Annotated in this window: 10 protein-coding genes and 1 pseudogene; 1 reads left to right on the top strand and 10 read right to left on the bottom strand. The window is 70.2% G+C overall.

The window, feature by feature from the left end:
* Nucleotides 1-850 precede the first annotated feature (850 nt).
* The gene (locus ACY45C_RS08800; RefSeq protein WP_462187129.1) at nucleotides 851-2446 is read left to right on the top strand and encodes a GGDEF domain-containing protein; all 1596 of its coding nucleotides are present in this window, start codon (nucleotides 851-853) and stop codon (nucleotides 2444-2446) included.
* 183 nt (nucleotides 2447-2629) lie between these two features.
* Here the strand turns inward: ACY45C_RS08800 and ACY45C_RS08795 are convergent, their stop codons facing one another.
* The 10 genes and pseudogenes from ACY45C_RS08795 to ACY45C_RS08750 form a co-directional block, all read right to left on the bottom strand.
* Entirely contained in the window at nucleotides 2630-3460 is an 831-nt protein-coding gene (locus tag ACY45C_RS08795) for a carbohydrate ABC transporter permease (RefSeq protein WP_462187128.1), read from the bottom strand.
* A gap of 65 nt (nucleotides 3461-3525) precedes the next feature.
* The gene (locus tag ACY45C_RS08790) at nucleotides 3526-4551 is read right to left on the bottom strand and encodes a carbohydrate ABC transporter permease (RefSeq protein ID WP_462187135.1); all 1026 of its coding nucleotides are present in this window, start codon (nucleotides 4549-4551) and stop codon (nucleotides 3526-3528) included.
* A 122-nt stretch (nucleotides 4552-4673) separates the two neighbouring features.
* The gene (locus ACY45C_RS08785; RefSeq protein WP_462187136.1) at nucleotides 4674-5003 is read right to left on the bottom strand and encodes a hypothetical protein; all 330 of its coding nucleotides are present in this window, start codon (nucleotides 5001-5003) and stop codon (nucleotides 4674-4676) included.
* 73 nt (nucleotides 5004-5076) lie between these two features.
* Nucleotides 5077-5448, bottom strand: a pseudogene (locus ACY45C_RS08780) (metallophosphoesterase); the annotation flags it as partial.
* A 41-nt stretch (nucleotides 5449-5489) separates the two neighbouring features.
* Entirely contained in the window at nucleotides 5490-6515 is a 1026-nt protein-coding gene (locus ACY45C_RS08775; protein WP_462187127.1) for a tyrosine-protein phosphatase, read from the bottom strand.
* A gap of 41 nt (nucleotides 6516-6556) precedes the next feature.
* Entirely contained in the window at nucleotides 6557-7936 is a 1380-nt protein-coding gene (locus ACY45C_RS08770) for an ABC transporter substrate-binding protein (RefSeq protein ID WP_462187126.1), read from the bottom strand.
* 130 nt (nucleotides 7937-8066) lie between these two features.
* Entirely contained in the window at nucleotides 8067-9296 is a 1230-nt protein-coding gene (locus ACY45C_RS08765) for an ABC transporter ATP-binding protein (protein WP_462187125.1), read from the bottom strand.
* Nucleotides 9297-9525: 229 nt separating this feature from the next.
* Complete coding sequence (locus tag ACY45C_RS08760) at nucleotides 9526-10473, bottom strand: MurR/RpiR family transcriptional regulator (protein WP_462187123.1); 948 nt, start codon at nucleotides 10471-10473, stop codon at nucleotides 9526-9528.
* A gap of 106 nt (nucleotides 10474-10579) precedes the next feature.
* Nucleotides 10580-11782, bottom strand: coding sequence for a homoserine O-acetyltransferase MetX (gene metX / locus ACY45C_RS08755; protein WP_462187122.1), 1203 nt, complete (start codon nucleotides 11780-11782; stop codon nucleotides 10580-10582).
* The gene (locus tag ACY45C_RS08750; protein WP_462187121.1) at nucleotides 11754-13046 is read right to left on the bottom strand and encodes a bifunctional o-acetylhomoserine/o-acetylserine sulfhydrylase; all 1293 of its coding nucleotides are present in this window, start codon (nucleotides 13044-13046) and stop codon (nucleotides 11754-11756) included. The genes metX and ACY45C_RS08750 overlap by 29 nt, the downstream gene beginning before the upstream one ends.
* Nucleotides 13047-13483 lie beyond the last annotated feature (437 nt).

Raw genomic sequence — 13483 nt, 5'->3', positions numbered from 1 at the left:
TTGCCACGCTCGACCACCGTCATTGCGGCGATCTTCTCGGCCGTGCCCGGTGGCGCCAGCCCCCATTACCTCGGACGTAATTGATTCGACGGTCGGGGGTGCGGAAGCCTGCGGGCCACGGGTAGCCATCCCAGAATCATCATCACGGTGACGGCGGGCAGCCCTTCTACCAGAGCTGGCGCACCGACCGGTTGAGACCGCCTCCCTTTTCGGGAAGTAGCATGCTTTCGGCGCCGAAATTGCCATCGCCCATGGCGGATGTGACGACGGCCACGCCTGTCCGGCCGCCCTGTTCGGCGCCGGGGCTCCGACAGCCGTCGGCGACCTGCCGCCCCGCTTCCCGATCGTCGGCGGGCACGAGGGCGCGGGCATCATCGAGGAGGCCGGCCCCAACGTCACTAAGGGGACGTAATGAAGTAACAAATACGTGATCGAGAGCATCATCGCAGGTCACAGGCCTGTGGAGGGTTCGAAACGCGCAAGTTATTTCATTTCGACTCCTAACACCGTGCAGGCGGCCGCACCGCACCCCGCCTACCAAGCACATGAAAGACCGATTTTCGGGAGAAAAATACTGGATATTGCTTTCTCTGCAATTTTTGCCCTCTCCGGCGAGCAGGGCTAAGCGGATTATGATTCTGAGCTCATGCCCCAGCGGCATATACTTGCCCCAGGTCACACGGTTAAAGGTGCGGGAAGGTGCGTCATGCCGGATCGGTCAAGACCGTCTCGGCGAGCCGGACGGGCCTCGGGGGTTCGCCTCAACGGTGGGGAGGGAGCCTCGCTCGAGCGGGTGCGCGAGCGGTTCTTCACCGCTGGGATCTCAGCTGAGACCAGCGAGCCCGGTGGGGTGCGGGATCCGATCCGCGAGTCGTGGATGCGGTCGCGGCGGTGGGCGGTGGCCGCGGACAGCCCCGAGCCTCTCCCCGCCGCGTCGGACCTCGACGCACCTGTCGTGCGCGCGGCCGAACCGGTCCTGTGCCAGCTCGCCGACCGCCTGGCCAGGCAGGCCGTCAGCGCGATCGTCACCGACGCGAACGGTCTGGTGCTCGTGCGGTGCACCGGCGACGCCGCGTTCGAACGCCGGCTGGACCGTATATCGCTGGTGCCCGGATTTAGTTTCGCCGAGCGGTTTGTCGGCACCAACGGCATCGGCACCGCTCTCGAGGAGCACAGGCCGGCGCACGTGTTCGGTCAGGAGCACTACGCGGAGCCCCTCGGCGAGTTCGCCTGTGCCGGTGTTCCCCTGCGTGATCCGGCGACGGGGCAGACGCTCGGCCTGTTCGATCTCACCTGTCCGCGCCGGGATGCCGGGCCGCTGCTGACGGCCACGGCGGGCATGGTCGCCAACCAGATTCAGGATGCCTTGCTCCTCGCCGCGCCGGGGCACGACCGGGAACTGATCTCGCTTCGCGAGGCCGACGCGGCGGAGTTGCGCAGGCTGCTGATGGCGGAGCGCCAGCGGCGGGAACTGGCCGAGACGATGCACCGGGTCGTCGTCGAGACCACCAGGGCGGTGACTCCCCCGGAGATCCTCGGGCGGGTCATGACGGCGGCCGCCACGCAGCTTCCGTGCGAGGCGGCGTGGGCGCTCGCCCGGGAGCCGTGCGGAACGTTGCGGGTCGTGGCGGTCTACGGCCAGGTGGATAGCCGGGCGGTCGGGGCGATGGTCGTCCCGCTCCCGGCCTCCCCGCTGCTGCTGGCGTTCCATGGTGGTGGGATGATCGGGCCGCACCGGACGTTGCCGGAGGTGCTCCCCGGCCAGCGGTACCCGGTGGGCAGTTGGCTGGCCGTGCCGGCCCTGTGCCGGCCGGCCCTCACCGTCGTTGTTCTGATCGCCTCGCGGGCCGCTGGTGGCTACAACCCCAGGCAGGCTCGTCTGGCTTATGCCGTGCTGGGCCAGGCGGCGACGGCCTGTGAGAATGCCTACCTGTTCGAGGAGACGCAGCGGCTCGCGGAGAGTGATCCGCTGACGGGGTTGGCGAATCGGCGTCACTTCTTCGACGAGGCTGATGCTCTGGCTCGCAGGCATCTGCACACTGCGCGGCCGCTGGCCGCCTTCACGATCGATATTGATCATTTCAAGCAGGTCAATGACGGTCATGGCCATGCTGTGGGCGATACGGTTCTTGCCGAGGTCGCTCGACGCGTGCAGGGTACGTTGCGTCCGCAGGACATCGTCGGCCGTATCGGTGGCGAGGAGTTCGCGGCCGTGCTGGGCTGCCCGGCTGCGACGGCGAGTGTTCTCGCCGAGCGGCTTCGGCAGGCTATCGGGGCGAGCCCGGTGGCTACCGCCGACGGTCCGCTCCCGGTCACCGTCAGCGTGGGGGTGGCGATGCTGAACCCGGACGATTCCGGGCATGGCGACCTGCTCATCCGCGCCGGCGCGGCCCTCTACCAGGCAAAGCACGCCGGCCGGGACCGGGTCGCGACCGCGCAGCCATGATGGGCCTCTCATGTCAGGCGGGTCGACGACACCGGCGGTCACTCCGAGGATTCTGTCCGAGGATTCTGTCCGCGGATCGCCGTCACTCGGCCGGCCGGCTGTCGGCCTGGTCGACCCAGAACTCGTAGGCGGCGCGGCACACCGCGAGGGTGGCGTGGCCGATCGCCCGCGGGAGCAGCGCGGTCAGCGCAGGCCGGAGCGCACGAACGCGTCGACGACCTGGCGCTGCAGGACCAGGTAGAGGGCGAAGACGGGCAGGCAGGCGAGGCCGGACCCGGCCATCAGGGCGCCCCAGTTGTCGCCCTCGAGGGTCAGGAAGCCGCGGATACCCAGCTGGATGACGGAGTTCGCCCGCTGCAGCGCCAGCGCCGGCCAGAAGTACTCGTTCCAGGCGGTGATGAACAGCAGGATCGACAGCGACGCCAGCGCCGGGCGCAGGTTCGGCACGACGACCGTCCACAATGTGGACCACGATCCCCGCCCGTCGATGCGGGCCGCGTCGAGCAGTTCCCGGGGGAAGGCCTGCATGTGCTGGCGGAGCATGAGCACCGCCAGCGCCGAGCACAGGTTCGGCACGATGACGCCGGCCAGTGTGTTCAGCAGGCCCAGGTTTGACAGCACCAGGTAGTTCGAGATCATCGTTACCTGGAACGGGATCAGCCAGGTGGCCACGAACGCCAGGTAGAACAGGGTCCTGCCGCGGAACTCCCAGGCGGCGAAGGCGTAGGCGGCGAGCAGGGACATCATGAGCTGGCCGGCGGCGGTGACGGCGGCGATCGTGAAGGTGTTGGCGAGTAGCACGCCGATGTCGAGACTGTCGAAGACGTAGCGGTAGTTCGCCAGGCTCAGCGGCCAGGGCAGGAGCGACTGGTCGAAGATGTCGTCTGGCCGGCGGAAGGAGGTGGCGAACATCCAGTACACCGGGAACAGGCTGATCAGGCTCAGCAGGGCCAGCATCAGATGGCTGGCCGCGGTCCGCCAGTGGGGTATCCGCGGTATCCGCATGCTGCTCATCGTGTTCGCATCCTTGGATCGAGGGACCGGGGCGCGTCGAGAAATCCGGTCGCCGAGGGTCCGAGTCAGTTGTCAGCGAAGCTGTACCGGTCGGCCAGTTTGACCAGCACCGCCGCCACCGCCGCGAAGACGAGGAAGAACGCGATGCCCGCCGCGGAGGCCAGGCCGGAGTCCAGGCTGCGGAAACCGAACTGCCAGAGCAGGTAATAGATGTTGGTTGAGGAGTCGGCGGGGCCGCCCTGGGTGAGCACGTCGAGCAGCGGGAACGTCCACTGCCCCGACAGCAGCACGGTCATCAGCAGCATGAACAGCAGAGTCGAGCGCAGCATCGGCAGGGTCACCCGCCGGGTGACCTGCCAGCGCGACGCTCCGTCCATCTCGGCGGCCTCGGCGTAATCACTGCTGATGCCGGTGAGTCCGGCGGAGATGACGAGGGTGGCGAAGCCGAGGATCTGCCACGCGCAGATCGCCAGGATGGCGATCAGCGCCGTCCGCTCCTCCCGCAGCCAGCTGTAGGCACCGAACCCGAGGGTGTGGTTCACCACCCCTCTGGAGTCCAGCAACCAGCGCCAGACCGCGGCGGCGGGGACCGGCGCGACCAGTATCGGCAGAAAGACCAGCGCCCGGTAGACGGTGCGCGATCGACCGCCCAGGTCCCGGATGGCCAGCGCGATGGCGGTGGGCAGAACGATGGCGAACGGAATCAGGCCGAGGATGTACCACAGCGTGTTCTTCGCGGCGCCCCGGAGCTGCGGAAGGGTGAGGACCAGCCGGTAATTGTCCAGAGCGACGTAGGTCCGTGGCGAATTCGGCAGCAGGTTCCAGTGGTAGAAGGACAGCTGGACGGCCTCGATGATCGGCTTGTAGGTCCGTAGCACCAGGCTGGCCACTCCGGGCAGCAGGTACAGGTAGGGCGGGGTGGCAGCGAGCATCCGCCGGGCCAGCGATGGCCGGGCGGCCCGCACCGGCACGCGTGACGCGGTGTTGGCGGGGGAGGCGGTGTTGGCGGGGAGTGCGGCACCGGCGGAAATTGCGGCACCGGCGGGGATCGTGGTGCCGGCTGCCCCCGGGATGGCGATTTCGACGAACACGGTTCGGAAACATCCTTTCCGGAGGCGCGGGAAGTCCGGAGGCGCGGGAAGTCCGGAGGCGCGGGAAGGGCCGACGTACTGGACGAGGGTCGGTGCCGGACGGGGGTGGGTGCCGGACGGAGTCAGTGATAATCCGCCGCGAGCCGGACGACCTCGTCGAGGGCCATGTCGTAGACCACCTCGGTGGTGGCGATCGGTACCGCGGTGGCGACGGCCCCCTCGGGGTAGACGTCGATCCGGGTGTACTCGCCCCCGACCAGGCCGGTTATCCGGTCGGCCGGGCCGAGGGCGCGTAGCCGGTAGGCGGTGGCACCCGCCACCCAGACCGGAACGCCGCTGAGCACGCCCGCGGACGCGTGGTGGGCGTGACCGGCCAGCACGATCTTCGCGTCGCTGCCGGCGAGCACGTCGGCGAGGTTCTGCGGCTCGGCGAGCAGGAGCGAGTTCACCATCGAGAGCGGGGGACGGCACGGGTGGGTGATGCAGGGCGAGGATGGTCCCGTCGGGGGCCGCGGTGGCCAGCTCGTCGGCGAGCCAGCGCAGCTGGGCGGTGCTCAGGAAGCCGCTGTGCTCGCCCGGTTCGGTGGTGTCGAGCATGATGATCCGCAGGTCACCGACCCAGTGCACGTAGTCGTGAGCCTCCACCGTGGGTTCCGCGCCGAGCAGTCCCTCCCGGAACGGGCCACGCGAGTCGTGGTTGCCGACGCCGTAGAGCACGGGCGTGCCCAAGCGCGCCGCCACCGGTTCGACCAGGTCACGCAACCGCTGGTAGGCCAGCAGATCACCGCGGTCGGCGAGGTCACCGGTGAGCAGCAGGGCACCGATCTTCAGCGTGGACGCCTCGATCTGGTCGAGCACGGTGCGGAGCGCGGCGTACGTGTCGACCTTGCCGTGCATCAGCTCACCCTCGCGGACGATGTGGGTGTCACTGATCTGGATCAGGCTGTGGGTGGGCGTGTGCGCGGTTGGGTCCAAGAGTATCGGCATGGACGTCCTTCGGAGCGGGAGGGGATGGCTTCAGGGCGGACGGGGTTCAGGGCGGACGGGGTGGCGCCTGGGGTGAGCCGCAGGCCCGAGGGGGAGGGACTCCGGGCCTGCGGCTCACTGGCTGGGGTTAAGCCCGCGGTCGCCGGACCGGAATCCGGCCCGGCGTCGGAGGCCTCCGCCGGCACGAGCAGGGCCTCGACGAGGCGGTCCAGCGCGTGCGCCGTCGCCCCGTGCGCGAGCAGGTAGGTGTGGGTGTCCCCGTGCCGGGCGTGGATACGGCCCAGCGCGTGCAGGATGAGGTCGGGCGGGCTTGCCATCAGCGAGGCCGGCAGCTCCTCGCCATCGGTGGACATCAGGGCGGAGATCCGCTGGACGGCCGCCGCAGCCTCGTCCCGCAGGAAGTACGAGGTCAGCGCGAAGTCCTGCGCGATCACCTCGGCTGGCACCCCGGCGAGGTCCAGCGCCAGAGCGATGACCAGACCGGTGCGGTCCTTGCCGGCGCTGCAGTGCACGATCGCGGGCAGTGCCCCCGGTGCGGCGAGCGCGAGCATGGCCGCGGTGAGGCGGTCCCCTCGATGATCGACGACGTGGTCGTAGAGGCTACGCAGATCGCCGGCCGTCTGGTGCCGGTCGACCGGCAGGGTGTAGACGGGCACCCGCCGATGCGTCGCGGCGAGCCGGCCGAGCTGGTCCGGATCGTGCGCCACCTCGGTGTCCTCGCGCAGGTCGATGACCGTGCGCAGCCCGATCTGCGCGAGGATGGCCTGCCCACGGCCGTCGAGCCCGCGTAGCGTGCCCGAGCGCAGCAGCGTGCGCCAGCGCAGGGAGCGTCCGTGCACAGTCGGGTAGCCGCCGACGTCGCGCAGGTTGATCGTGCCCGGCAGCGACAGGGCGCGCCGCGCCTGCGGCGCCCCGCCGTCGCCGGCGCCCGGGGCGGTCCCGGTGCTCGCTGCGGTGGCCGTGCTCCCAGTGCTCACGGTGCTCACGGTGCTTACGGTGCTTACGACGGGCACGGCGGTCACTTCCGGGGCAGGAAGCTGGTGGCCTGCTTCTGCGCGTCGGCCAGGGTGGATGCCGGGTCCTTGCCGGTGAAGACGGCGCTTTCGACCGCGGTCATCATCGTGTCGGAGATCTGGAGGTAGTTGTCACCCGGGAAGGACTCCCACGGCTCGATCCGGGTGAGCTGGTCGAGGTTCGGCTTGATGAGCGGGTTCGCCTTCGCCCAGGCCTGCAGGTACTTCGGGTCGTCGATCAGGCCGGTCCGTAGTGGCAGGTAGCCGATCTTTGAGGAGATCTCGGTGTAGGCGCGGTTGCTGGTGAGGAACTTGGTCAGTTTCCAGGCGGCGCGCTGCTTGGCCGGGTCCTTACTGAAGATCGCCAGTGCCGCTCCCGAGTTGGTGGGGATGACCGGCTTCGAGCCGAACGCGGGTTCCTGGGCGGCGTCGAGCTCCCAGTTGTTCGCCTTGGCGCCGGCCATGAACATCCCCTGCAGGGAGCTGCTTTCGAGCAGCATCCCGGCCTGGCCGGTGCTGAACGCCTTGACCTGCTGCTTCTGGTCGAGGTTCGGCATCACGCCGCTGCGTGCCAGGTCGGCGGCCATCGACACCGCCTCGACGCCCGGCGGGTCGGCGAAGGACAGCTTGGTGCCGTCGGTAGAGATCACCCGGCCACCGGCTGACCGTACCAAGCTCTGGAAACACCAGTCCCCGACCTTCGTCAGACAGTCGATGAGGACCCCGTCCTTGCCGGTCTTCGCCTTGATGGCGAGCGCCGCGGTCTTTACCTCCGCCCAGGTCTTTGGCGGCTTGGCCGGGTCGAGGCCGGCCTGGGTGAACAGGGTCTTGTTCAGCCAGAGAACCGGGGTGGAGAAGACGTACGGGACGGCGTAGGTCTTGCCGTCGACATCGCCGAGGGTGCGGGCTTTCGGGGCGAACGGGTGTTCGCCGCCGAAGTTCGCCTGAACGGCCTCCCGCCCGACCAGTGTGTCGAGCGGCTGGGCGCCGAGGCTGCCGGAGGCGAAGCGCAGCGCGTTGAAGGTGATCTGGGCGACGTCCGGGGGGCTGCCCGCCAGCACCTGGTTCTTGATGCTGGTGACGTAGTCGCCGCTGTTCGCGCTGCCGGCCAGGTTCTGCGGCGGCTGGCCCTTGACGGTGATGTTGGGATGCGCCGCCTGGAAGTCGCGGAGCAGCCCCTCGATCACCGGCTTCCACGTCCCGACGTTCGCGAGGTTGTAGCTCTCGAAGACGATCGAGACCTTCTGGTCCGGGGAGCGTTCGGGGATCGTGCTGGCGTTCGCGGCCGCGCTCGTGGGTGTGGGCGAGGACGTCGCACACGCGGAGGCGAGCGCCGCAAGCAACGCGAGGCCAGCTGCGGCACGCAGCAGGCGTGGTCGAGCCACGGGGATGCTCTTTGGGATCAACGGGACGTTGGGATCAATAGACCGACGGGACCGACGGGACCGACGGAATCGATGGGATGGCGGACGGACCGGATCGCGGTGATCTGGTCCGGTTGGGTCTGGTCGCCCCTCAGACCGCGGCGGGCGCGGCCGAAGCGGGGGAGGGGGACGCGGCGAGCGCGCCGGGCACGGGGATGGTCAGGGATTCCCGGGAATCCGGTGGCCGCCAGGCGAGCCGACGTCCGCTCGCCCGAGCGAACAGGTGCACCCGTGAGACGTCGATGGTGAGTCGGGCCCGGTCACCGGCGGCCAGTCCGATCGGGCGGGGGCCACGCAGCGCGACAGCCTGACCGTGGACGTCGCACCAGGCCACCTCCTCGCTGCCGAGGTTCTCGACCGTGGTCACGACACCTTCGATCTGCGCGGTCAACCCGGGTGATGCCGTCAACCCGGGTGATGCCGACGATGTCTCGGCCGGGCCGGGCAACTCGGCCGGGCCGGGCAACAGCGCCAGGTTCTCGGGTCGCAGACCGACGATGACGTCGCGGGGTTCGTCGAAGCCCGGCCACAGCGGGATGCGTAGCCCGTCCGCGCGGACCGCCAGCAGGTCGCCGTCGGCCTCCACCCGGGCCTCGATCAGGCTCATCGGCGGTGCGCCGAGGAAGCCGGCGACGAACACCGAGGCCGGCGTGTCGTAGACCTCGGTCGGGCTGCCCACCTGTTCCACGCGGCCGCCGTTGAGCAGGACCACGCGGGTCGCCATCGACATGGCCTCCACCTGGTCGTGGGTGACGTAGATGAAGGTTCGGCCCAGCCGGCGGTGCAGTCCGGCGAGCTCGGTGCGGGTCGCGGTGCGCAGTTTCGCGTCGAGGTTCGAGAGGGGCTCGTCCATGAGGAACGCCTGGGGGTCACGGACCAGCGCACGGCCGAGCGCCACCCGTTGGCGCTGCCCGCCGGATAGCTCACGGGGGCGCCGGTGGAGCAGCCCGCCGAGTTCGAGCTGGTCGGCGACCTCGCGGACGCGCCGGGCGATCTCCGCCTTGGGGCGGCGCGCGGCCCGCAGCGGAAACCCGATGTTGCGCTCGACCGTCAGGTGCGGGTACAGCGCGTAGCTCTGGAAGACCATGGCGAGGTCGCGCCGTCGGGCGGGGACATGGGTGATGTCGCGGTCGCCGAGCATGATGCGCCCCTCGCTCGGCTCCAGCAGGCCGGCGATCATGCGCAGCAGCGTGGTCTTCCCGCAGCCGCTCGGTCCCAGTAGAACGAGGAAGTCACCGTCCGCCACGTCGAGGGAGACGTCGTCCACCGCACGGACGTTTCCGAAGCGCCTCGTGAGGCCCTCGATCCGGATTTCTGCCACCCAGCACCCCGTGTACGTCTGTTCCAGAAGTGCGCCTGCCCCCTGGTTCCTCGTTACAGAGGCAGTCTCGGGTACCTAGATGAATGGTCCATGACGGTCGGGAAACGGGGGACAGTCACTTACCGCAACGAATCTCCGGCCAAGCGCCTTGCCGGTGGGACGCTTTCGTAGCTGTCCGAGCGCCCCTTGGCGCGCGTCCCCTGACCCGACTGACCCGACCGGTCATCGGTCAGAACTCGTAGGGATCGGCGGCTCCGCGGCCGGGATCCGCCGCGGGCCGCCGCGGGCCGTCCTCCGCCCGCACGGAGTGGCCCTGGACGTCCCGCATGACGGTCCCGGCCAGCAGCGGGTTGTCCGTGCGGCGCAGGCCGACCGCGAGCTGCAGGGCGTTGAGCAGCAGCAGGGAGGCCAGCCGGCTTGCGATCATGTCCGAGCTGATGGGCCAGTCGGGCGACCCCACCACGAGGCTGATGTCGGCGATCTCGGCCAGGGGCCCGGCCGTGTAGCTGGTGATGCCGATGACGGCGGCGCCCGCGGTCCGGGCCGCCTCCGCGGCCCGCAGACTCGGCTCGTTCGCCCCGCTGCTCGTGATGACCAGGCAGACGTCCGAGGGCGCGAGCAGGCGGGCGGTGAGTTCCTGGGCGATCGAGTCGCCCGGCGCCTCGGCCGGCCGGCCCATGCTGAGGAAGCGCAACGCCGCGTCCTGGGCGACCGGAGCCGATCCGCCGTTGCCGATGACGAGCAGTCGGTTGGCCCGGTCCAGCAGGTCCACGGCGGGCGCGAGACGGGACCGGTCCAGCGGGCCGAGCGCGTCGGCGAGCACCGCGGTCGCCGCGCCGAAGACGGTGTCCACCAGGCGCTCGACCGGGTCGGCAGCGTCCGTTCGGCCGATCTCACCGCGCAGCGCCGCGGCCCCGCTCTCCCGGGCGAGCTCGACGCGGAAATGCTGGAATCCGCGGAAGCCGAGATGTTGGCAGGCGCGCACCACCGTGGCCGTCGATGTTCCCGCGGCCTCCGCGAGCTGCGCGGCGGACCATTCGACCACGTCCCCCGGACGGGCCAGACACACTTCGGCCACCCGCTGCTCGCTCGGGAGCAGGCCCGGCAGGGCCGCGCGGATGGTGGCGAACAGCCCGCCCGGGCGGGCACCCGGCGGACCGGCGGAGGGGGTCACCATGCAGCGGTTCATACACGCTCAAGGTGACGGGCCGGGGTGCCGTCCGCTGCCGTGCCGCGCGGTGCCGTCACCGTGCGGATAAATCGTGCGGATAATCAGTTCCGGGTCAGGCCGTCCGGAGGGCGTCGTGGACGATTGCGGCGACCTGCTCGGTCTCGATCAGGAACCCGTCGTGCCCGCGCCGCGAGTGGACGACGCGCAACGGCGCGCCGACGCGCTCGGCGATGTACTCCTGCAGGTGGAGGGGATAGAGCCGGTCGGAATCGACCCCTGCGACGGTGAACGGCACCGGGCAGGACCGTAGCGCCGGCGCGCGCCCCCCGCGCCCCCGGCCGACGTCCTGGATCATCATCGCCCGGGTCAGGGCGACGTAAGTGCCGGCGTCGAACCGAGCGGCCAGCTTGCCGGCATGGTGGTCGAGGTAGGAGGCGACCTCGAACAAGCCGTCGGGCCGGGTCCGATCCGCGAACCGTTCCTTCAGTTCGGCCTCGCTGCGATAGCTGATCTGGGCCACCCGCCGGGCCAGACCCATGCCGGCGTCCGGGCCGCGTCCGTCGGGCCGGTCGTGGTAGTCGCCGCCGTTCCAGGCCGGGTCGTCGGTGATCGCACGAAGCTGCACCGCGGACAACCCGATCTGCTCCGCCGTCGCCGCCGCGCCGCAGGCCAGGACCACGGCGTGGTCGACCCGGTCGGGATGGCCGACGGCCCACTCCAGGGCCCGCATGCCCCCCATCGAGCCGCCGACCACCGCGGCCCAGCGCCGGATGCCGAGCGCGTCGGCGACGGCGACCTCCACCGTGACCTGATCGGAGATCGTGATCTCGGGCCATCGGCCGCCCCAGGGTCGGCCGTCCGGCGCGGGACTGGCTGGCCCGGTCGTGCCCTGGCAGCCGCCCAGCACATTCGGACAGACCACGAAGAGGCGATCGGTGTCGAGGGCCCGTCCAGGCCCGATCAGGCCATCCCGCCAGCCTGGGGTGGGGTGGCCCGGCCCGGGCGGGCCGGCGGCGTGACTGTCCCCGGTGAGCGCGTGCAGGACCAGCACCGCGTTGGTGGCCGCGGCGTCGAGGCGGCCCCACGTCTCGTAGGCCACTGTCACGCCGGGCAGGACGCCGCCGCGTTCCAGCCGTAGCGGTCCCGGCAGGTCGACGAACCGGCGCCGTCCCACCGGGTCGATCCCGGCGCGCCATGCCCCGGAGGCGGGCGGTGGCGCCGACGGCGCCGGTTCGACCGTCGGCGGCACCGGTTCGACCGAAAGGGCCGCACCGGTGCCACGCGACTCAGCTCTTGGCCGCACGGAACCCGGCATCGAGGTCGGCCAGGATGTCGTCGATCCCCTCGATGCCGACCGACAGGCGGACGAGATCCGGGGTGACCCCGGTCGCGGTCTGCTCGGTCTCGGTGAGCTGGGAGTGCGTCGTCGTCGCGGGATGGATAATCAGTGAGCGGACGTCACCAACGTTCGCCAGGTGGCTGAACAGCTCGACCCCCTCGACGAACTTCTTCCCGGCTTCGGCGCCACCGGCGATGCCGAAGGACAGGATCGCGCCGGCGCCGCGGGGGAGCACCTTCTGTGCCCGGGAGTACCACCGCGACGACGGCAGGCCCGGGTAGGCCACCCAGCTCACCTCGTCGCGCGCCTCGAGCCACTCGGCGACCCGCTGGGCGTTCGCGGTGTGCCGCTCGATCCGCAGCGACAGCGTCTCCAGACCCTGGAGCAGCAGGAACGAGTTGAACGGGGAGATCGCCGGGCCGAGGTCGCGCAGTAGCTGCACGCGCGCCTTGACGATGTACGAGCCGTGACCGAGCGCGTCCCAGTAGACCAGACCATGGTAGCTCGGGTCGGGAGTGGTGAAGTTCGCGAACCGGCCGGAGGCGCCGAAGTCGAACCGGCCGCCGTCGACGATGACGCCGCCGATCGCGGTGCCGTGGCCGCCGATGAACTTCGTCGCCGAGTGGACGACGATGTCCGCGCCGTGCTCCAGCGGCCGGTACAGATAGGGCGTCGCGAGGGTGTTGTCGACGATGAGGGGGATCCCGTGCGCGTGGGCGACCTCGGAGATCCCGACGGTGTCGAGGACGTCGCCGCGGGGGTTGCCGATCGTTTCCCCGTAGAACGCCTTCGTGGTGGGCCGCACCGCCGCCCGCCACTCCTGGAGATCATCGGGATCGCCGACGAAGGAGACCTCGATGCCCAGCTTCGGCAGGGTGTAGTGGAACAGGTTGTACGTCCCGCCGTACAGGCTGGCCGAGGAGACCACGTGGTCGCCGGCCTCGGCCAGGTTCAAGATCGCCAGCGTCTCCGCGGCCTGCCCCGACGCCGCCGCGAGCGCCCCGATCCCACCTTCGAGGGCGGCGATGCGCTGCTCGAAGACATCCTGGGTGGGGTTCATGATCCGGGTGTAGATGTTTCCGGGCTCACCGAGGGCGAACAGGGCGGCGGCGTGGTCGGTGTCGCGGAAGACGTAGCTGGTGGTCTGGTAGATTGGCACGGCTCGGGCGCCGGTCGCCGGGTCCGGCTGGGCTCCCGCGTGGATCTGCTGGGTCTCGAACGACCAGCTCTCGGTGCTCATAGGGTGATCCTCCCCGGGGTGAAGTCGGTGTTCGGTGCGTCGGTGGTGTCGGCGTGTCGGCGTGTCGGCGGTGTACCGGGCACCGGCTGTGGGACGCGGGCCGGGCACTGATACCTGCGACTGCCTGCGACTACCACCGATACCTGCGACTAATCTGCGATGGCTGTCCTCGTCCGCGGTTCCTCACGGTTGCCCGCGCGGTGTGGCGGTGGACGGTCCGGCTGCCGAAGGGGAACCGGGCCGCTTCCCCGGGGCCGGTCGGAATGCCTAAGATCGTGCGGTACGAAAAAGATCAGAAGCCCGGGCACAGCCCGTCGAAGGCGGCCGTGCGGGATGGGTGGCCGCCTAGTGTACCGACCTTCGGGCATCCCCCGAACATCGCAGAGCGGCGCGCAACCGTCCCGGATGTCCGGCATGTGACCGCATGGTTTCGGCGC

The sequence above is a fragment of the Frankia sp. CcWB2 genome (assembly GCF_977927585.1).
The sequence above is the reverse complement of the archived record's forward strand: the minus strand, read 5'-3'. Positions and strand labels throughout refer to the sequence as shown.

Excerpts from the sequence above, each read along its gene's own strand:
- ACY45C_RS08795 (WP_462187128.1), bottom strand. The coding sequence starts at position 3,460 with ATGAGCAGCATGCGGATACCGCGGATACCCCACTGGCGGACCGCGGCC.
- ACY45C_RS08760 (WP_462187123.1), bottom strand. The coding sequence starts at position 10,473 with ATGGTGACCCCCTCCGCCGGTCCGCCGGGTGCCCGCCCGGGCGGGCTG.
- metX (WP_462187122.1), bottom strand. The coding sequence starts at position 11,782 with ATGCCGGGTTCCGTGCGGCCAAGAGCTGAGTCGCGTGGCACCGGTGCG.
- ACY45C_RS08750 (WP_462187121.1), bottom strand. The coding sequence starts at position 13,046 with ATGAGCACCGAGAGCTGGTCGTTCGAGACCCAGCAGATCCACGCGGGA.
- ACY45C_RS08785 (WP_462187136.1), bottom strand. The coding sequence starts at position 5,003 with ATGGTGAACTCGCTCCTGCTCGCCGAGCCGCAGAACCTCGCCGACGTG.